Origin of the sequence: Acinetobacter proteolyticus (assembly GCF_000367945.1) — a bacterium.
Taxonomy (GTDB): Bacteria; Pseudomonadota; Gammaproteobacteria; order Pseudomonadales; family Moraxellaceae; genus Acinetobacter; species Acinetobacter proteolyticus.
In genome coordinates this window covers 15763-35244 of sequence record NZ_KB849178.1, presented here as the reverse complement: position 1 = coordinate 35244, position 19482 = coordinate 15763, and the positions used below count along the sequence as shown (strand labels likewise).

Annotated in this window: 16 protein-coding genes; 10 read left to right on the top strand and 6 right to left on the bottom strand. The window is 41.4% G+C overall.

The window, feature by feature from the left end:
* Window positions 1-27: 27 nt before the first annotated feature.
* Window positions 28-1914 (bottom strand): RNA polymerase sigma factor RpoD, encoded by a 1887-nt coding sequence (gene rpoD / locus F993_RS18295; protein ID WP_004652211.1) that lies wholly within the window; start codon window positions 1912-1914, stop codon window positions 28-30.
* 348 nt (window positions 1915-2262) lie between these two features.
* Between rpoD and F993_RS18300 the strand changes: the two genes are divergently transcribed.
* Window positions 2263-2469, top strand: a complete 207-nt coding sequence (locus F993_RS18300; RefSeq protein ID WP_004652209.1) for a PA3496 family putative envelope integrity protein — start codon at window positions 2263-2265, stop codon at window positions 2467-2469.
* A gap of 72 nt (window positions 2470-2541) precedes the next feature.
* The gene (locus F993_RS18305) at window positions 2542-3066 is read left to right on the top strand and encodes a YecA/YgfB family protein (RefSeq protein WP_004652208.1); all 525 of its coding nucleotides are present in this window, start codon (window positions 2542-2544) and stop codon (window positions 3064-3066) included.
* Window positions 3067-3194: 128 nt separating this feature from the next.
* On the opposite strand, the gene F993_RS18310 is transcribed toward F993_RS18305, so the two are convergent.
* Window positions 3195-3800: a LysE family translocator gene (locus F993_RS18310; protein WP_004652207.1), complete on the bottom strand. Its 606-nt coding sequence runs from the start codon at window positions 3798-3800 to the stop codon at window positions 3195-3197.
* 101 nt (window positions 3801-3901) lie between these two features.
* Here F993_RS18310 and F993_RS18315 point away from each other — a divergent pair, with 101 nt between their 5' ends.
* Entirely contained in the window at window positions 3902-4789 is an 888-nt protein-coding gene (locus F993_RS18315; protein WP_004652206.1) for a LysR family transcriptional regulator, read from the top strand.
* Window positions 4790-4802: 13 nt separating this feature from the next.
* Here the strand turns inward: F993_RS18315 and F993_RS18320 are convergent, their stop codons facing one another.
* Window positions 4803-5426, bottom strand: coding sequence for a DedA family protein (locus tag F993_RS18320; RefSeq protein ID WP_004652205.1), 624 nt, complete (start codon window positions 5424-5426; stop codon window positions 4803-4805).
* A 145-nt stretch (window positions 5427-5571) separates the two neighbouring features.
* Complete coding sequence (gene trhO / locus F993_RS18325; protein ID WP_004652204.1) at window positions 5572-6504, bottom strand: oxygen-dependent tRNA uridine(34) hydroxylase TrhO; 933 nt, start codon at window positions 6502-6504, stop codon at window positions 5572-5574.
* Between the two features lie 110 nt (window positions 6505-6614).
* Between trhO and F993_RS18330 the strand changes: the two genes are divergently transcribed.
* Window positions 6615-7112, top strand: a complete 498-nt coding sequence (locus tag F993_RS18330) for a DUF1289 domain-containing protein (protein WP_004652203.1) — start codon at window positions 6615-6617, stop codon at window positions 7110-7112.
* Window positions 7113-7177: 65 nt separating this feature from the next.
* On the opposite strand, the gene F993_RS18335 is transcribed toward F993_RS18330, so the two are convergent.
* Both F993_RS18335 and gltA read right to left on the bottom strand, forming a co-directional pair.
* The gene (locus tag F993_RS18335; RefSeq protein ID WP_004652202.1) at window positions 7178-8953 is read right to left on the bottom strand and encodes a DKNYY domain-containing protein; all 1776 of its coding nucleotides are present in this window, start codon (window positions 8951-8953) and stop codon (window positions 7178-7180) included.
* A 117-nt stretch (window positions 8954-9070) separates the two neighbouring features.
* Window positions 9071-10345: a citrate synthase gene (gltA, locus tag F993_RS18340; protein WP_004652200.1), complete on the bottom strand. Its 1275-nt coding sequence runs from the start codon at window positions 10343-10345 to the stop codon at window positions 9071-9073.
* A gap of 899 nt (window positions 10346-11244) precedes the next feature.
* On the opposite strand from gltA, the gene sdhC reads away from it, so the two are divergent.
* The 6 genes from sdhC (at window position 11245) to odhB (ending at window position 19431) form a co-directional block, all read left to right on the top strand.
* Entirely contained in the window at window positions 11245-11646 is a 402-nt protein-coding gene (gene sdhC, locus F993_RS18345; protein WP_010589984.1) for a succinate dehydrogenase, cytochrome b556 subunit, read from the top strand.
* A complete protein-coding gene (sdhD, locus tag F993_RS18350; protein WP_004652198.1) occupies window positions 11646-12011 on the top strand; it encodes a succinate dehydrogenase, hydrophobic membrane anchor protein in 366 nt (121 codons plus the stop codon). Before sdhC ends, sdhD begins: the two co-directional genes overlap by 1 nt.
* 12 nt (window positions 12012-12023) lie before the next feature.
* Entirely contained in the window at window positions 12024-13919 is a 1896-nt protein-coding gene (locus F993_RS18355) for an FAD-dependent oxidoreductase (protein ID WP_004652196.1), read from the top strand.
* 14 nt (window positions 13920-13933) lie between these two features.
* On the top strand, window positions 13934-14644 hold the full coding sequence (locus F993_RS18360) for a succinate dehydrogenase iron-sulfur subunit (protein WP_004652195.1): 711 nt from the start codon (window positions 13934-13936) through the stop codon (window positions 14642-14644).
* Between the two features lie 756 nt (window positions 14645-15400).
* Complete coding sequence (locus F993_RS18365) at window positions 15401-18241, top strand: 2-oxoglutarate dehydrogenase E1 component (protein WP_004652194.1); 2841 nt, start codon at window positions 15401-15403, stop codon at window positions 18239-18241.
* Window positions 18241-19431 carry a 2-oxoglutarate dehydrogenase complex dihydrolipoyllysine-residue succinyltransferase gene (gene odhB, locus F993_RS18370; RefSeq protein ID WP_004652193.1) on the top strand — a complete coding sequence of 397 codons (1191 nt, stop codon included), beginning with the start codon at window positions 18241-18243 and terminating at the stop codon, window positions 19429-19431. Before F993_RS18365 ends, odhB begins: the two co-directional genes overlap by 1 nt.
* Window positions 19432-19482: the final 51 nt, after the last annotated feature.

The window sequence follows — 19482 nt, the reverse complement described above, 5'->3', positions numbered from 1 at the left end:
TTGGTCTAGCACAAGATTTCCCAAAGATTAGTCGTTTTCTAAGAATGAACGTAAGTGTTCTGAACGAGAAGGGTGACGAAGCTTACGTAACGCTTTTGCTTCAATCTGACGAATACGTTCACGTGTTACGTCAAACTGTTTACCTACTTCTTCTAAAGTATGGTCGGTTGGCATATCAATACCAAAACGCATTTTCAATACTTTTGCTTCACGTTCAGTCAAGTTTTCAAGTACTTCGCGGGTCGCTTCTTTTAAGCCTTCCGAGGTCGCAGCATCCACTGGTGAAGTGATGTTTGAGTCCTCAATGAAGTCACCAAGATGCGAATCTTCATCATCACCGATCGGTGTTTCCATCGAAATCGGTTCTTTTGCGATTTTAAGTACTTTACGAACTTTAACTTCGTCCATTTCCAGACGCTCACCCAATTCTTCAGGCGTCGGTTCACGACCCATTTCTTGAAGAAGTTGACGAGAAACACGATTGATCTTGTTAATCGTTTCAATCATGTGTACTGGAATACGAATAGTACGTGCTTGGTCGGCAATCGAACGCGTAATCGCCTGACGAATCCACCAAGTTGCATAAGTCGAGAATTTATAACCACGACGATATTCAAACTTGTCTACGGCTTTCATCAAACCGATGTTACCTTCTTGAATCAAGTCGAGGAACTGCAAGCCACGGTTGGTATATTTTTTCGCAATCGAAATTACCAAACGTAAGTTCGCTTCAACCATCTCTTTCTTGGCACGACGTGCTTTCGCTTCACCAACCGCCATACGTTTCGAGATATCTTTGATATCTTTAACATTTAAGCCAAGGTCTTTTTCGATATCGGCAATCTTTTGCTGGAATGCCAACACGTCAGGACGCACTTTTTCTAAGTGTGCTTTGGTTTCAGCCGGTGCTTTCGCGATTTGTTCATCTAACCAAGCTGGATTTGACTCTTGCTCAGGGAAGGTGGTACGGAACTGATTACGGTCCATACGGCCACGACGTACCGCATAACGCATAATTTCACGTTCATTCGAACGAATTTGCTCATGCGTACCACGAATCATTTCTGAAATGATGTCAAATAAACGTGGTGTGAATTTGAACATCATGAACACAGCTGCAAGCGCTTCAAGTGATGCTTTCGCTTCATCGCTATTGCGGCCATGTTTCGCTACAACAGCTTTAGTTTCATTCCAAGCTGCTTCTAATTCAGAGAAACGAACTTTGGCAACTTCAGGATCTGGACCAGAATCGCCTTCAGAATCATCATCGCCTTCAGACTCTTCTTCTTCGTCATCATCATCAAGTTTAACGTCTTTGGTTTTCGCAGAAGAATCTGTCTCTTCTTCTTCGAGCTCAGTTTCTTCTTCAAGAACTTCAGGAATTTCTTCGTCAGTTTCTGGGTCTAAATAGCCCGAGAGAATATCGGCAAGACGACGCTCGCCAGTTAAAAAGTCATTATATTCTTGTAAAACAACTTCAACAGCATTTGGCCAGTAAGCAATCGAGTGTAAAACGTCACGAATACCTTCTTCGATGCGTTTTGCAATGCTAATTTCGCCTTCACGTGTAAGAAGTTCAACCGTACCCATTTCACGCATATACATACGGACAGGGTCTGTGGTACGACCAGGCTCACTTTCAACCGATGCTAATACGGCAGCAGCTTCTTCTTCAGCAACCTCATCGGCAGCTTCAGTTGATTCACCAAACATGGTGTCGTCAGTTTCTGGCGCACGTTCATGCACAGGAATACCAACGTCTTGAAGCATCTGAATAATGTCTTCAATCTGCTCACTTTCCGTAATTGAGTCTGGTAGATGATCGTTAACCTCAGCGTAAGTTAAATAACCTTGCTCTTTGCCTCGGCTAATCAGAGCCGCTACTTGCGAAGTAGGGGAATTCATATCGCTCATCTTTGCTTACTCTTTTGTTGAATCTGGGGCGGTGAAAAACCGTGCATGATAGCACAATTCACGTCGAATGTTTTGGATTTGATCCAGTTGCTTTAAATAAAAAATAGTTTTGATTTCACGTTCGTTCCTTGAATATGGGGTTAAGTCACAATTTTTCAAGCGATATATCCTGATTAAAGCGGTTTTTTAATTGCATTGTTGTTTGGATTATAAATACACAAAAAAACCGATGAAAAAAAGTACAAATCATCATTTTATAGTAAAAAAAACAAATAAAACTTGACAAGGTAGGCCAAGACCGATAAATAGCGCCTAGGCCCATTTATATTTTTTCATTAGAGGTACTTAGTGTCTTCTACAGATTTTGAATTAGATGATGATAACTATGGTGAAGATGATGCAGGTTTTGATGAGTCATCTGGAAAAATCAGCGCCAAAGAATCATTAGAAAAGCGCCGATTGATCGATGATCTCTTGGCCCAACGTCGTTTAGAGCGAGAACTTAAAGATTTTGATTATGATTTCGACGACGATGACCTTGACGACGAAGACTAAGCGAAATAGCTAAGACTTTATGCCCGAAAATGGTATGCTGTTGCCGATGTATTTTTAAAGTTGGATGAAAGAATGAGCACGTTAGATTTAGACTTATTGAGTAACTATCTTGACGGCGATCAAAACGAATATGGTCTAGATTTTGCAGCGACTCATGGCTTTTTATGTGCGATTGCAGTTGGTCCACAATTCGATCGTTGGTTAGATGAACTTTTTGAGAGCAATCAAAAGAAAGTTCCAAGTGAAATCATTGAACAAATCAAAGTTTGGTTAGAATCAATTCGTCAAGACTTGGCCAATGAAAATGGAATCGAATTTCCATTTGAAATTGAAGAAGCGGATGTGGATTCAAGCTTAGGTGATTGGAGTGTTGGTTTCGTTGATGCCATGTTCCTCAATGAGGATGCATGGTTTGCACCTGAGTTTGAAGAGCAGTTGGTTGATTTAACCTTGCCAATCATGGTGTTTAGCGGTATTGATGAAGAAGATCCACAGATGGAATCTTTCCGCCGTAATGGTCAGTTAATGGATGAATTGGCTGAAGAAATTCCTGATAATCTAAATGAAATTTATCTCATGTACCATACGCCTGCGTAAGGGCATATCTGATACTGCGGTCTTCGTGGTTGATGAATGATCATAAAATACTAAAAACGCCTCTAGAAGGCGTTTTTTTATTGCTGCGTGTTAAGGCTTTTGGATTTTAAGTGTTTAAAGAGCAAGATTTAAAAATGAGCGAAAAGCAGACTCAGCCCTAAAGCACTCAAGATACCGCCAATGATGCGATTGATAATGACTTGTCGCGCAAGGATTTTATTGCGAATGAAAGGAGCGGAACAAAAAAGTGCCACGAGGCAAAACCAAGCCAAATGGCTACCAGAAATAAATACACCATAGCCGATTAATGTGTGCAGAGTGTTGCTGTTGGTCATGACTTGAGAATAGATACTCATAACAAAAAGCGTAGTTTTGGGATTGAGACTATTGGTGAGAAAACCATGTCTGATGGCCTGCCAGCGTGTGATTTGATTGCTGTTTTCATCAAACAGAATTGGGGCTTGGGTAAAGGTTTTGTAGCCAATATAGATCAAATAAGCTGCGCCAATATATTGAATCAGTTGAATTAAGCTGGGAAGGTGTTGTTGTAAAATGCCAAGTCCAATCAAGCTATAGCTGATGTGTACCCAGACACCCATTGCAATCCCAAAGGCCGTACACATCCCTAAATGACGCCCATAGAGATAACTGTTTCGTGTCACAAGGGCGAAGTCTGCACCAGGGCTCATAACCGCAAGCAGGGTGACGATGCCGACCGCAATGATTTCATTCACTCATCTATTCCTAAACTGACTTATTAAAGATTTTTTATATTTTTCATATTCTTGCTATATTTAAAATTGAAGTTAATTCTTGTTATGCATGAGTTTTTGGAATGATTGAACGATTATCTTTGAATTCACTCAAGTTTTTTTATTACGTGGCCCGTTATGAAAGTGTGACGCTTGCTGCGGAAAAGCTATTTGTGACTCAAAGTGCGGTAAGCAAGCAACTTAAAAACTTGGAAGAAAGTTTAGGCTTGCTGTTATTTGTACGTGAAGCTAGAAAATTAACTTTGACCTCAGAGGGTGAAGTGCTGTTTGATTGTTGTCAGGAGGTCTTTCAACAGATCGAACAGTGCTTATCGCAATTACAGCAACACAATAAAGCACAGAAGAATCTGATACTTTCTTGTGAACCGACCTTGGCCATGAAATGGCTGATTCCTCGCTTAGCGCATTTTAAGCAGCAATATCCAGAGTTTGAGGTGAGTTTGTTAACAGGTGGTGGGGCAGTGGACTTTAGTGCACAGCACATCGATGTTGCCCTGAGAAGAGATGATTTTGATTGGGGCACGGCCGTGTATAGTGAAAAAATTGCGGATGAACAGATGCTTGCAGTGCGGGTGAAGAATGATCATGCGGTAATGACTCAGGTATTTATTTCTAAATCCAGACCTCTGTTATGGCAACAGTTTAAGCGCCGACATCCGGAACAGCTTGGTGGTTTAAAACCATCTTCACTTGAGCATTTCTATCTTTGTATTGAGGCTTGCTTGGCGGGTTTAGGGGCAACGGTAGTTTCGGCCTATATGGTTGAACGAGAATTGAAATATCAGATGCTGGAGCCACTCACTGAAGTCTATGCTGATGGTTCAGCCTATCATTTATTGTCTGCCCAGCCTTTTGAAGAGGATATTCGCAAGTTGTTGTTGAGAGACTGGCTAAGAGATGAAATGCATAAAAGCCAACTGGGATTGAATACCGTTTCATCTCTGGCCTAAGGTTTTGTTGGTGCTATGAGTTGCGATTTGACTTAGACCGGTAAAACTTTTTAATTGCCCACCAGATGATGTATAGAGCGATCAGAGCAAAGATCAGATAGCTGATGCGTTGTAGAATTGCCAGCATCAGTGCCTGATTTTCACTAAAATGATAGCCCAGATAGGCAAGGAAACTGGTCCAGATGACGGTTCCAGCGCTACTGTAGAGCATAAATTTACTAAACGGCATGCGACTGATCCCCGCAGGGATACTAATTAAAGAGCGTACAGCTGGAATCATTCGTCCAAAGAAAACAATACGATGTCCGTGTTTGTTAAACCATGTCAGTGCTTTGTCTAAATCAGCAACCTGAATGCGTAAATACTTGCCATAACGTTCGATAAACTGAAACAGTCGATGTTGTGGTACTTTTCGACCAATCCAATAGAACAGCATCGCAGCTAAAATAGAACCTGCGCTCCCTGCAATGATAACACCGATCAGGGTGAGTTCACCTTTTGAGGCGGTATAGCCTGCCGAAGGCATAATGATTTCTGAGGGAATCGGCGGGAAGATATTATCTAGGAACATTAAAAATGCGATACCTAAATACCCAAGTTTTTCCATGATCGATAAGACCCACTCTTCAAGTCCCATAACGCCCTTATATAGTTCATTTGATTGTTGTTTTTAGCATAGAGAGGCGAATGGTAATGCTCAAGGGGTGAATCGTTACATGATTTTTATCAAGGCAATAAAAAAGCCATAGTGAACTATGGCTTGAGCAAAGTATCTTGCAGTTTTACAGACGTTTGCGTTTTGCCGCAGCAATTTGTGACTGACGCATACGGAAGCCTGCTTTTTGCTTGTCCGTGGTTTTATCAATACAGTAAACACAAGATACGCCGTGTTCATAGCTTGGTAATTCTGCTTCAACTTTGGTTAATGGCCAACCGCAGGCATGACACTTGATATTTTCGCCTTCTTCAACGCCATGTGTGACCGCAGTACGACCATCAAACACGAAGCATTCACCTTCCCACATACTTTCTTCGGCAGGAGTTTCTTCTAAATATTTAAGAATACCGCCTTTTAAGTGATAAACCTCATTGAAACCTTCTTGAAGCAGGAGTGAGGTTGATTTTTCACAACGAATACCACCTGTACAGAACATCGCAATTTTTTTGTCTTTATGTTGCTCGAGGTTTTGCTTTACGTATTCAGGAAATTCACGGAAGCTTTCAGTTTTCGGATCAATTGCACCCTTGAATGTACCTGCTTTATATTCATAGTCATTACGTGTGTCGATCAGGATCACATCATCACGACTAATCAGATCATTCCATTCTTTAGGATCAAGATAATGGCCAACCAAATCACGTGGCTTGACCTCCACACCTAAAGTTACAATTTCATTTTTAAGTTTGATTTTCATTTTACGGAATGGTTTTTCAGAGCTTTCAGACTCTTTATATTCCATTGCGTTAAATCCTTCGTTCAAAAGGAATTGATGAACTGCATCAATCGCGGCGCGGTCGCCCGCAACAGTTCCATTAATTCCTTCAGACGCTACAATCAGAGTTCCACATAAATTGATGTTCTTCACTAAGTCCAAAAGACGTTGTTGCAGGTCCGCTGCATCTGTAACTTCTTTAAATTGATATAGTGCTGCAACAACCCAATTATTGGTCGCTTGCTGTTCTACAGGTGCAAGCTGTTCTACAGTAGCGTTCATGGATAACTCCAAATGTATTAAGATAGAAAAATAAGGCGCATATTTTAGCGCGAAATCTGAAAATAAGCGAGAAAACCATAAAATAAATATGGTTTTTAGAGGAGTTGGTTTTGAGTAATGATCGTCGAATCCCATCATTGACCCCATGTGCAGGGCGTTGTTCAACGGTATTTGGTGATCTGGTTTGCCGTGGCTGTCGCCGCTTTAATCATGAAGTGATTCAGTGGAATACCTATACCGCAGAGCAGCGTTTGATGGTATGGAAGCGTTTGGATGCGCAACTGGATCAAATTCTGGTGCCTTTGCTGCCTCATGCGAATATACAGCACATTGAGGGCTTTATTCAGAATAAGCGAACCCGAGTCTTAGACAGCGCCAGTAAAGGGCGTAAGCTTTATCATGCTTTGAAGATTTGCGAGAAGAATAAACATTTGGCGCATGAGAGTGGGTTGGGAATTAGCGATGCTCAGGTCAAACCGATTTGGGATGAGTTTGAGCGTCGTGTATTGGCCTTGGCCAAGGCCAGTTACGAATTGGCTTGGTTACGTGCCGATGGCATCAGCAATACTTTATTGCGTGCATTAGAACTTGAAGAAGATGAGATTTAAGCGATCACATATTGTAAAAATCTTGTCCACTGTGAAAGGTGTTGATCGACACCCAACTGATCTTGTTAGTTCTGAGATGAGTGCATATCTCTATTATGAAGCAGGTTGGATAATTTTAAGGCGCTCGGATTACGAGCAAAATACTGCGCCATGATCTGTTGGTCTTGTTCACGAATCAGGCTGATTTTAAAGCCATGTGTGGTCGTTCCTGAAGAGCGACCTTTAGATCGGTAGATCTTTTCAGTGATGATGTACTTATTTTTTCCATCACTAAAGCGCCGATCATCCAGAACCTGTAATTGTATTGGTTGAGGAAATCGATAGAGCACTTTTAATCGTTGATAAAATTCATCATAAACGTAAATGTATTGCTGATCTGCAAAAAGATAGCTGAAATTTCCAGGGTAGGGTTCACTGCTTTGACTGCCAAGCAGTTGTAACTGAGTTGCGTCAACAGGTGTTGTTCCCCAAAACTTATGCTTAGCAATATTTGGTAATGGATGTTCATTTAAATAAAAAGATCGGCCATCGGTTGCTAAATTCAGATCTTGACTAAAACGATTACTGCCACTGAAAATTTGCGTTTGTTGTGCATTTAACTTGTCCAGCTTTTTATCTTGATAATAAACCACCTGTTGATCGTGAATATATTGGCTGCTATTTGGAAATGCTTGGCTCTGTTGTGGATCTAAACCGGTTAATGCTTTTGTTTTGTAATAGATCTGTTGATCGTCTTTGGCGTAAAAATAGCCAAGGGTATTGAAGCTTGGATGTAATATTGCCGAGAAATGAGCGGCATTCGCGTTGGCTAATCGTATATCGCGAAAGTAAACCTGTTGAGCATCTTTGGTGAAATCATTGCCTAAATAGCGGGTTTGTGCAGGATTTAATTGAGACAGGATGTGGTCTTGCCAGTAAACCTGTTGCGGTGTTTTACCGACATTGCTATACAGCTCATCTGCACGATCAGGGAGATTGCTCAGAGCTAAGCCTGTAAATTGATCAGCCTTGACTTGGGGAAGTAAAAAAGTGCCTTGGCCTTGTTTAAAAATATAGACCTGATTCTGAAATGTTTCGAAATTTGTGCCAGAGATTGACTGGGTTTGTTGATGGGGCAGATCAATGCTGCCATCGTTAAATTCATGCCAGAGTAGGTAGGCAATAAATAGGCTAAAGCTGACTAAAATACCAAGCGTTAGTGCGATAGCAGACCATCTCTGTTTTCGTTGAAAAGTGTCTAGCGCTTGCTGATCTGCAATGAGGCGAATGATGTCAACATGGGTTTTCTTGTGGGTACTTGTGTTGCTGATCCGTTGCAATTGTTGCTGTTTTGCCAGCGCCTCCAGTTTTTTCCAGAACGGTAAAAACTCACAATGTTGCTGGGTTAATGTGGTAGGCCACATCCATGAATTAAAATAAAAATACTGCTGATAAGGTTGGGTTTTACTGAGTAGATTGAGACTATGGATTTGTGCCTGCTGTTGTCTAAGTTGTATCTGGATCAAATCTTGCCAACAGAAAAAAGTAGATTGCTTGGAATCTTCCAGTGCCATGCCTTGCTGATATAACTTAAAGGTGATAGGACGGCTAAAGTATTTCTGATAAAGCTGGTTATACAGGTAAAGTGTTGCTATCAATAAAGCAAACATCAAAGCAATACTGAGCAGTTGGGCGAAGAAAGGCAGGAATTGATAAAGATAGTACAGGCTTAAATCATAACTAAAGTAAACCAGTAGCAGCCAAGTCAGTATGATCATCAATAGAAATAATGCGAAAGACGCCATTTTTATTTGAAAGACGGGCAGTGTGACTTGCATCAAAACAGTGTTTTTTTTGATCATTGGCTCGATAAAATGAGTTCTGCAAAATGAAAGTTGTTTAAGTTTTATTTTAAGAGCATAACCGATAAAACAAAAAAAGGATGCAGAAGCATCCTTTTTTATTAACGCTAATCGAGATTAACGTTTGATGTCGCGCTGAGTCGAGCCTGTGTAAAGCTGACGTGGACGACCAATCTTGTAAGGACCGCTGTGCATTTCTAACCAGTGGCTGATCCAACCAACTGTACGTGCAAGCGCGAAGATCACCGTGAACATGCCTGTTGGGATACCAATCGCTTTTAAGATGATACCTGAGTAGAAGTCTACGTTCGGGTAAAGCTTACGCTCAACGAAGTACGGGTCGTTAAGCGCAATACGCTCAAGTTCCATTGCAAGTTGCAATTGTGGATCGTTGATGCCTAATGCAGCAAGAACTTCGTCACAAGTTTCTTTCATGACTTTCGCACGTGGATCGAAGTTTTTATAAACACGATGACCGAAGCCCATGAGTTTAACTTCTTTGCGTTTTACTTTTTCCATGAATTCAGCAACGTTTTCTACGCTACCAATTTCATCTAACATTTTAAGTACAGCTTCGTTCGCACCACCGTGAGCAGGTCCCCAAAGTGCAGAGATACCTGCAGAGATACATGCATATGGATTCGCGCCAGTAGAACCAGCAAGACGAACGGTAGACGTAGACGCATTTTGTTCGTGGTCAGCATGAAGCGTGAAGATACGATCCATTGCACGAGCAAGAACTGGGTTTACTTTATAATCACGGTCAGCAGGCGTAGCAAACATCATATGTAAGAAGTTTTCTGCATAACCAAGGTCATTACGTGGGTAAATGAATGGTTGACCTACAGTGTACTTGTAGCTCCATGCTGCAAGTGTAGGGATTTTCGCGATTAAACGAATTGCAGTAATTTCACGGTGGTTAACATCTTCGATGTCTAAACCGTTGTGATAGAACGCAGATAATGCACCAACAACACCAACCATGATTGCCATAGGGTGAGCGTCACGACGGAAACCATTGAAGAAGCGGCTTACTTGATCGTGAACCATCGTATGGTTACGTACTTTCGCATCAAATTCTGCTTTCTGTTCAGCATTTGGAAGCTCGCCATTAAGTAGTAAGTAGCAAGTTTCTAAGTAGTCTGCTTGAGTCGCTAATTGATCAATTGGATAGCCACGGTGTAATAACACACCTTTGTCACCATCAATGAATGTGATCTTAGATTCGCAAGCCGCTGTCGCCATAAAACCAGGATCGAAAGTAAAGTGACCTGATGCCAATACATCTTTAACGTCAATTACATCTGGGCCTAATGTGCCGCTGTAAATTGGTAATTCAATTTCTTTGCCATCAAGCTGTAATACGGCTTTTTTGCCAGTTGCTGCAGACATTCAATAGATCTCCTGTCCTGGTGAATGATTATCTGACTCGAAATACTAATCTTGTCATGTGCGAATCAGACGGTGTCAAAATTTGCTATAAGATTAGTGGTTACTAAAATTTTGTCAATTATACTTAGGGATAAAAAATGACGTTGCTACAGTCAATTAGTCATTCAGTATCGAAGAAAAAACTGAGTAAAATCACAGCACCGGTCGAGTATAATATGTCAAATCAAGTTTCAGGTGCATAAAAAAAATGAAGCATCAGTCCAATTGTAAGTAAATTTTTATTTGGGTCCGATGTTGCTGCTTATAAAATAAATACTTATCCCGTCTGCAAGCCCTATAACGGCCATACTTTGCCGTGAACTGTTCATTCAAACAGCAATCAAAAGCGCTCTAGGTAAATTCATTATTGGTGCATTTTGGTGCGATTAATTGTCTAAAAAATGACTCATTGAATTTGGCAAAAGGAATCTTAAAAATAGATTATTAATTAATTATATTTAATATATAAATGAGCAGTATTATTTGGGGCTATATATAAAGGTTGAAAAATTGTGCTGCTTTGACGCTGAAAAGGGCATTTTTTGTGAAATATGAAGAAAAGAATTTATAAAATTAAAAAGTATCTATAAAAAATAGTGTTTTATTTTTATCATTACAAAACAATCAGATAGTTGTTTTTGCTTAAACTTGCTGCATTAATCGCCGCTATTATGCGTGTGAATGATTCTTATTTAAAGTTTTTTTCGACTAAAGCGAAAGTTGATTGTTTGTATTTTGATATTTCACGTTTTATAATTCGATGTCGTTTATAGGTTAGGCATGTGCTGTGCTTGCCTAACAATGCCAGCTTTCCTTTGAATTAATTCAAACAAACTCCGGATGGAGTTTCTACCTACAGGATGCCCGCTGTGAAAAGCAACAGACCTGTCAATTTGTCCATGGGTCAGGTGTTAGCGGTAAATTTACGCTCACCCGTGGCTATTGCATCAATTCTACACCGTCTATCAGGTGTAATCGTATTCTTATTAGTCGCAGTTCTTTTATGGATTTTGGATAAATCTTTATCTTCACCAGAAGGATTTGACTACGTTAAAAATGTCGTTTTCGGAAATATCATTGTACGTTTCATCGTATGGGTATTTGTAGCTGGCTTGATTTTCCACTTTATCGCAGGCGTGAAGCATTTACTTGCTGACCTCGGTTTTGCTGAAGAACTTCAAAGCGGTCGTATCGCTGCTACAGTTTCATTGATCTTGTCTGCGATTGGTATTGTCGCAGCATTCGTATGGATTATGTTCTGATGAAAAGTGCTACAGGTTTAACAGGTTCAGGTTCTCGCGATTGGTATATCCAACGTGTCAGTGCTGTAGTGTTGGCTGCATACACTGTGGTTTTGTTTGGCTGGATCCTTTGCAATAGCGGATTCGGTTATGAACAATGGGCTGGCTTTATGCTGACTTTGCCAATGAAGATTTTTTCTTTATTGGCAGTGTTATCGCTCGTTGCACACGCTTGGATTGGTATGTGGCAAGTCTTTACTGATTATGTAACGACTCGTCAAATGGGTCCTTCAGCTTCAGGTTTACGCCTTGTACTGACTTCTGCTGTCATTATTTCAGTGTTCGTGTACGCAATCTGGGGTATCCAGATTTTCTGGGCAAATTGATAGGAAGAGATCATGGGCGCAATTAACCCTAAACAAGATTATTCAAATATTCAAAACCTTACTTTCGACGCAGTTATCGTTGGTGGTGGTGGTTCTGGTATGCGTGCTGCTTATCAACTTGCTCAAGCGGGTTTAAAAGTTGCGGTATTGACCAAAGTTTTCCCAACACGTTCGCATACAGTTGCTGCCCAAGGTGGTATCGGTGCGTCGTTAGGTAACATGCAAGAAGATAACTGGCACTATCACTTCTATGACACGGTGAAAGGTTCTGACTGGTTAGGCGATCAGGATGCAATCGAGTTCATGACGCGTGAAGCGCCTAAAGTTGTTTACGAGCTTGAACACTTGGGTATGCCGTTTGACCGTAACGAAGATGGTACGATTTATCAGCGTCCATTCGGTGGTCACTCTGCAAACTACGGCGAAAAAGCAGTTCCACGTGCGTGTGCTGCCGCTGACCGTACAGGCCATGCGTTATTGCATACCTTGTATCAAAGCAACGTTAAAATGGGTACACAGTTCTACGTTGAATGGATTGCATTAGATTTAATCCGTAACGAAGAGGGTGATGTACTTGGTGTAACGGCGATTGACCAAGAAACGGGTAACATCGCAGTATTCCAAGCCAAAGCAACTTTATTTGCTACGGGCGGTGCGGGTCGTGTGTACCGTGCATCAACCAATGCCTATATCAATACTGGTGACGGTCTTGGTATGGCTGCTCGTGCAGGTATTCCATTACAAGATATGGAATTCTGGCAATTCCACCCTACGGGTGTTGCGGGCGCAGGTGTATTGTTAACTGAAGGTTGTCGTGGTGAAGGTGGTATCCTTCGTAACAAAGACGGCGAACCATTCATGGAGCGTTATGCACCGACGTTAAAAGACTTGGCACCACGTGACTTCGTATCACGCTCAATGGACCAAGAAATTAAAGAAGGTCGTGGTTGTGGTCCTAAAGCCGATTATATCTTGTTAGATATGACGCATTTGGGTGCTGAAACCATTATGAAACGTCTTCCATCTGTATTCGAGATTGGTAAGAAGTTTGCAAACGTTGACTGTACCAAAGAGCCAATTCCTGTAGTACCAACAATCCATTATCAAATGGGTGGTATTCCGACCAATATTCATGGCCAAGTGGTTGTACCACATGGTGTAGAAGAAGGTGAGTTCTCTGCAAGCTATAACAAGGATACTAAAGAGTATTCTTATAAAGGTACACGTGACTATGTGAAACCAGTAAAAGGTTTCTATGCGATCGGTGAATGTTCTTGTGTATCAGTACATGGTGCAAACCGTTTAGGCACCAACTCATTGCTTGACCTTGTGGTCTTTGGTAAAGCAGCGGGTGAACATATCATTGATTACGTGACTAAACACCATGGCGATGATTATCAACCGCTTCCGACTGATGTATTGGTAAATACATTAGAACGTATTCGTAAGTTGGACGATTCAACAACAGGTGAAAACGCACAAGAAGTTGCTGATGCAATCCGTGATATCGTACAAGATCACGCAGGTGTATTCCGTACTCAAGCATTGCTTGATAAGGGCGTAAAAGAAATTCTTGCGATTGAACCACGTGTTCGTAACATTCATTTAAAAGACAAATCTAAAGTATTTAACACCGCACGTGTTGAAGCATTGGAAGTTGAAAACTTATATGAAGTAGCGAAGGCAACCTTGATTTCTGCTGCTGCACGTAAAGAATGTCGTGGTGCGCATACGGTTGTTGACTATGAGTTAGCACCTGATCACCCAACTTATTCTTATGGTCGCCGTGATGATGAGTGGATGAAGCATACTTTATGGTATTCATCAGACAACCGTCTTGAATATAAGCCAGTGCGTTTCAGCCCATTAACGGTTGAAGCAATTGAACCTAAGCCACGTACATTCTAATCGGGAGAACAAAGATGAGTAGAGGCACTCGTACATTCGAAATCTACCGCTATGATCCTGATAAGGATAAAGCGCCGTACATGCAAACTTTCAAACTTGAGTTAACCGATAAGCACCGTATGTTGCTCGATGCGTTACTCGCGTTGAAAGTGCAAGATGAATCATTAACATTCCGCCGTTCTTGCCGTGAAGGTATTTGTGGTTCGGATGGTGTGAACATCAATGGTAAAAATGGTTTGGCGTGCTTGTGGAACTTGAACGACTTGCCAGAGAAAATTGTGATTCGTCCTTTACCTGGTCTGCCAGTGATCAAGGATTTGGTTGTAGACATGAACCAGTTCTATGATCAATATGACAAGATTCAACCATTCTTGATCAACAACCAGCCAGCACCAGCAAAAGAGCGTTTACAGTCTCAAGCAGAACGTGAACACTTAGATGGTTTGTATGAATGTATCCTTTGTGCATGTTGTTCAACTTCATGCCCATCATTCTGGTGGAACCCTGATAAGTTCCTTGGACCATCTGCATTGTTAAATGCGTACCGTTTTATCATTGACTCTCGTGATACGGCAACACAAGAACGTTTGGCTCGTTTAGATGATCCATTCTCTTTGTTCCGTTGTAAAGGGATCATGAACTGTGTATCTGTATGTCCGAAAGGTTTAAACCCGACGAAGGCAATTGGTCACATTCGTAATATGTTATTAGATCAAGCAGGTTAATCTGTTTTCTAATGCAAGAAAGGAGCTCCGAAAGGGGCTTCTTTTTTTATTGGGGTTTATTCGGATGCGAGCTAAGGAGGAGCTTGGTTAAAAAGTGTTTACTTGGCAAAATGAGGCTTGAATTTTAGTAATTCGACCTTAAATATTTATAGATTTTGCTGTTAAGACAAATCATGAGAATCGATATGTTGAAAATATTGGTTTATTTTTCATCAAATTGAATAGCGTTTGTGCAAGATTTGTAGAGAATGTTTATTTTTGATCGATTGGAGTGCAACTTTTATCAAAAGGGCGGTATATTAGAATATAATTTGATGTGTGTATTTCGCTGCTTTATGGATGGTATGTGTCAAAAAAATCAATCCAAGCCTGAGAACATGTTAGGATTTCTGCCACAAATGAAATCAAAAAATAAACAGATTCTGGATGTTATCGTTGGATAGGGTCTTGTAGATTTGTACAGATTTCATCAAAAAAGTCAATTTAGAAAAGTTAAAATTTTAGTTAATTTTTCTAAAATGATTTGCAAAAAATTGCTCGATTTCATCGAGTATAAAGAATGAGTTATGGACCTTGAATTGAAGGTGCATAGCTCATTTGTTACATCAAAGGGAATACTCCTGACGTGTAGTAATAATGTCTCAAGGTTGGATGATCTTGAGTAGTAGTGTCGTGTTACCAATTTGACACTATGAATCATGGGTGTGCTTAAAAGGCAGCCTGTATTATTTTTTGCAATAGGAAATGGGTCCAAAAATGCAAGAAGTTGCTGACGCATTGCGTCTTGACACTGAACTTTCCGCTGATAGTGCAGCGTATATTGAAGAGCTATACGAACAGTACCTAACTTCTCCAACCTCAGTGTCAGAGGATTGGCGTGAATATTTCGATAAATACCCTAAAGGTGATCAACCACACGGCAGTGTGCGCGAGCAATTCCTCCTTTTGGGACGTAATGCTAGCCGAGTTCAGCCTGTTGTACAAAGCACTGTAAGTACAGAACATGAACGTCGTCAAATTGGTGTATTACAACTCATCGCTGCGTACCGTAACCGTGGTCATCAAAAAGCTAAACTCGATCCATTAGGTCTTGCGAAACGTGAAGACGTTCCTGACCTCGATTTATCTGCTCACGGTTTAACGAAATCTGATCTTGATACTGTATTCAATACAGGCAACCTCGCAATTGGCAAAGCAGAAGCAACATTGTCTGAAATGGTTGATGCCATGGAAGCAACTTACTGCGGTTCAATTGGTGCAGAATACATGCATATCGTTGATACTAAAGAAAAGCGTTGGATTCAACAGCGTTTGGAAGGTGTTCGCGGTAAATTCAATTATACCAATGATCAGAAAAAAGGTTTCTTGGAGCGTTTAACCGCTGCAGAAGGCTTAGAGAAATATCTTGGTAACAAATTCGTTGGTGCGAAACGTTTTGGTGTAGAAGGCGGTGAGTCTTTTATTCCAATGATGAACGAAATCATTCAACGTGCTGGTAGCGTGGGCTGTAAAGAAGTTGTGATTGGTATGCCACACCGTGGTCGTCTCAACCTTCTTGTTAATATCATGGGTAAAAACCCAGCAGATCTTTTTGGTGAATTCGAAGGAAAGAGCCTACATAAAAAAGGTTCTGGTGACGTTAAGTATCACCAAGGCTTCTCTTCAAACGTCATGACGCCAGGTGGCGAAGTTCACTTAGCGTTAGCGTTTAACCCATCACACTTAGAAATCGTTGGTCCAGTCGTTGAAGGTTCAGTACGTGCACGTCAAGTCCGTCGTCGTGACATTGGTGGTGATGATGTACTTCCTGTGATCGTACATGGTGATGCAGCATTTGCTGGCCAAGGTGTAAACCAAGAAACCTTCCAAATGTCACAAACACGTGGTTACACAGTGGGCGGTACTGTCCATATTGTGATTAATAACCAAGTCGGCTTCACGACTTCAGATCCACGTGATACACGTTCTACAGAATACTGTACTGACGTTGCAAAAATGATTCAGTCACCGATTTTCCATGTGAATGGCGATGATCCTGAAGCCGTTATTTTCGCGACTCAAATTGCACATGACTTCCGTCATGAATTCCGTAAAGATGTCATTCTAGACTTGTTCTGCTACCGTCGTCGCGGTCATAACGAGGCAGACGAACCATCTGCAACTCAACCATTGATGTATCAAGTGATCAACAAGAAAGCGACTACGCGTACCTTGTATGCGGATCAATTGGTCCAAGAGAAAGTACTTGATCGTTCAAGTGCTGATGCCATGGTTGAAGGCTACCGTTCTGATTTAGAAGCAGGAAACCACGTTGCCAATGCTTTAGTTCGTGAACCAAATAAAAAGATGTTCGTCGATTGGACACCTTATTTGGGCCATGAATACACCGATCTTTGGGATACAACGTTCAGCATTGATCGTTTGAAAGAGCTTGGTTTGAAAATGAATACATTGCCAGAAGGTTTTGTATTGCAACGTCAAGTTCAAAAAGTGATTGATGACCGTGTGAAAATGCAAACAGGTGAAATGCCACTCAACTGGGGTGCTGCTGAAACTTTAGCTTATGCATCTTTGCTTGATGATGGCTTCCTTGTACGTATCACGGGTGAAGACGTGGGTCGTGGTACATTCTCACACCGTCATGCCAAATTACATAACCAAGTTGATGGTTCTGTTTATATTCCGCTTTGCCACATTAAAGAAAACCAACCGCGTACCGCGATTTACGATTCTTTATTGTCTGAAGAAGCCGTACTTGCATTTGAATATGGTTACTCAACCACATTGCCGAAAAGCTTGATCGTTTGGGAAGCGCAATTCGGTGACTTCGCAAACTGTGCACAAGTCGTTATTGACCAATTCATTGCTTCGGGTGAAACCAAGTGGGAGCGTGTATGTGGTCTAACCATGTTGTTGCCACACGGTTATGAAGGTCAAGGTCCAGAGCATTCATCTGCACGTTTAGAGCGCTTCTTGCAACTCTGTGCTGAAGACAATATGCAAGTGATGACACCAACGACACCTGCACAGATTTTCCATGCATTACGTCGTCAGGCAGTTCGTCCGATTCGTAAACCAATGATCGTAATGTCACCAAAATCGTTATTGCGTCATAAACTTGCGACTTCAACATTAGATGAATTAGCAAACGGTTCATTCCAAACTGTGATCGATGAAATTGATCAAATCAACAAAGCTGACGTAACTCGCTTAGTGCTTTGTGGTGGTAAGGTTTATTACGATTTACTCGAAAAACGTCGTGAACTTGGTTTAAACCATGTTGCAATCGTACGTATCGAACAATTGTATCCATACCCAGAACAACGCTTGGCTGAAGTTATGGCTGAGTATCCAAACATTCAAGAACTTGTTTGGGCACAAGAAGAGCCGAAGAACCAAGGTGCTTGGTTATTCATCGTTCCTCGTTTGTATGAAGACGTTCTTAAATCTGGTAAACAAATCCGTATTAGCTATGCTGGTCGTGACGCATCTGCCGCACCTGCTTGTGGCTCGCCATACTTGCATGCAAAACAACAAGCTCAGCTTATCAATGACGCACTTGCGATTGAAGTTGAACAATCAGGAGATTCTAAATAATGGCAACCGAAATTAAAGCACCGGTATTTCCAGAGTCAGTTGCTGACGGTACGATCGCAACTTGGCACAAGAAAGTAGGTGAACCTGTATCACGTGATGAAGTGATCTGTGACATTGAAACCGATAAAGTTGTTTTAGAAGTGGTTGCTCCAGCTGATGGTAGCTTAGTTGCAATCATCAAAGGTGAAGGCGATACAGTTCTTTCTGACGAAGTGATTGCTCAATTCGAAGCTGGTGCTGTTGCTGCCGCTGCTCCTGAAGCTGCTGCACCAGCAGAAGCGGCGCCTGCTGCATCTGCTCCTGCGGCTGCTGCATCAACTCAAGCAGTTGATCAAAACCAAGCGCCTGCAGTTCGTAAAGCATTATCTGAAACTGGTATCAATGCTGCTGACGTTCAAGGTACAGGCCGTGGTGGTCGCATCACCAAAGAAGATGTTGCGAACCATAAGCCAGGTACATCAGTTCAACCATTAAGCGTTGCTGTAGGTGAGCGTATCGAGAAACGTGTTCCAATGACACGTTTACGTAAGCGTGTTGCTGAGCGTTTATTGGCAGCTACACAACAAACTGCAATGTTAACAACGTTCAACGAAGTTAACATGAAGCCAATCATGGAAATGCGTAAGCAATACAAAGATGCTTTCGAAAAACGTCATGGTGCGCGTTTAGGCTTTATGTCTTTCTTCGTTAAAGCAGCAACTGAAGCATTAAAACGCTATCCAGCAGTAAACGCTTCTATCGATGGCGACGATATCGTTTATCACGGTTTCTATGACATCGGTGTAGCTGTTTCTTCTGACCGTGGTTTAGTTGTGCCAATCCTTCGTGATACTGATCGTATGAACTACGCTGAAGTTGAAGGTGGTATTGCTGCATATGCTGCTAAAGCACGTGAAGGTAAATTATCGATCGAAGAAATGACTGGCGGTACGTTCACGATCACCAACGGTGGTACGTTCGGTTCATTGCTTTCAACGCCTATTTTAAACCAGCCACAAACTGCAATCTTGGGTATGCATAAAATCCAAGAACGTCCTATGGCGGTAAATGGTCAAGTTGAAATCTTGCCAATGATGTACTTAGCGCTTTCTTATGACCACCGTTTAATCGATGGTAAAGAAGCAGTAGGTTTCTTGGTAACAATCAAAGAATTGTTAGAAGAGCCAGCTAAACTCATTCTTGATCTTTAACATATTTAAATTCCCCTAAATAGTCCTTTGATAAAGAGGGCTCCCCCTCTT

Bases quoted from the DNA above. Each gene is read 5' to 3' on its own strand.
- rpoD (WP_004652211.1), bottom strand. From the start codon at position 1,914: ATGAGCGATATGAATTCCCCTACTTCGCAAGTAGCGGCTCTGATTAGC.
- F993_RS18305 (WP_004652208.1), top strand. From the start codon at position 2,542: ATGAGCACGTTAGATTTAGACTTATTGAGTAACTATCTTGACGGCGAT.
- F993_RS18315 (WP_004652206.1), top strand. From the start codon at position 3,902: ATGATTGAACGATTATCTTTGAATTCACTCAAGTTTTTTTATTACGTG.
- F993_RS18320 (WP_004652205.1), bottom strand. From the start codon at position 5,426: ATGGGACTTGAAGAGTGGGTCTTATCGATCATGGAAAAACTTGGGTAT.
- trhO (WP_004652204.1), bottom strand. From the start codon at position 6,504: ATGAACGCTACTGTAGAACAGCTTGCACCTGTAGAACAGCAAGCGACC.
- F993_RS18335 (WP_004652202.1), bottom strand. From the start codon at position 8,953: ATGATCAAAAAAAACACTGTTTTGATGCAAGTCACACTGCCCGTCTTT.
- gltA (WP_004652200.1), bottom strand. From the start codon at position 10,345: ATGTCTGCAGCAACTGGCAAAAAAGCCGTATTACAGCTTGATGGCAAA.
- sdhC (WP_010589984.1), top strand. From the start codon at position 11,245: ATGCCCGCTGTGAAAAGCAACAGACCTGTCAATTTGTCCATGGGTCAG.
- sdhD (WP_004652198.1), top strand. From the start codon at position 11,646: ATGAAAAGTGCTACAGGTTTAACAGGTTCAGGTTCTCGCGATTGGTAT.
- F993_RS18355 (WP_004652196.1), top strand. From the start codon at position 12,024: ATGGGCGCAATTAACCCTAAACAAGATTATTCAAATATTCAAAACCTT.
- F993_RS18360 (WP_004652195.1), top strand. From the start codon at position 13,934: ATGAGTAGAGGCACTCGTACATTCGAAATCTACCGCTATGATCCTGAT.
- F993_RS18365 (WP_004652194.1), top strand. From the start codon at position 15,401: ATGCAAGAAGTTGCTGACGCATTGCGTCTTGACACTGAACTTTCCGCT.
- odhB (WP_004652193.1), top strand. From the start codon at position 18,241: ATGGCAACCGAAATTAAAGCACCGGTATTTCCAGAGTCAGTTGCTGAC.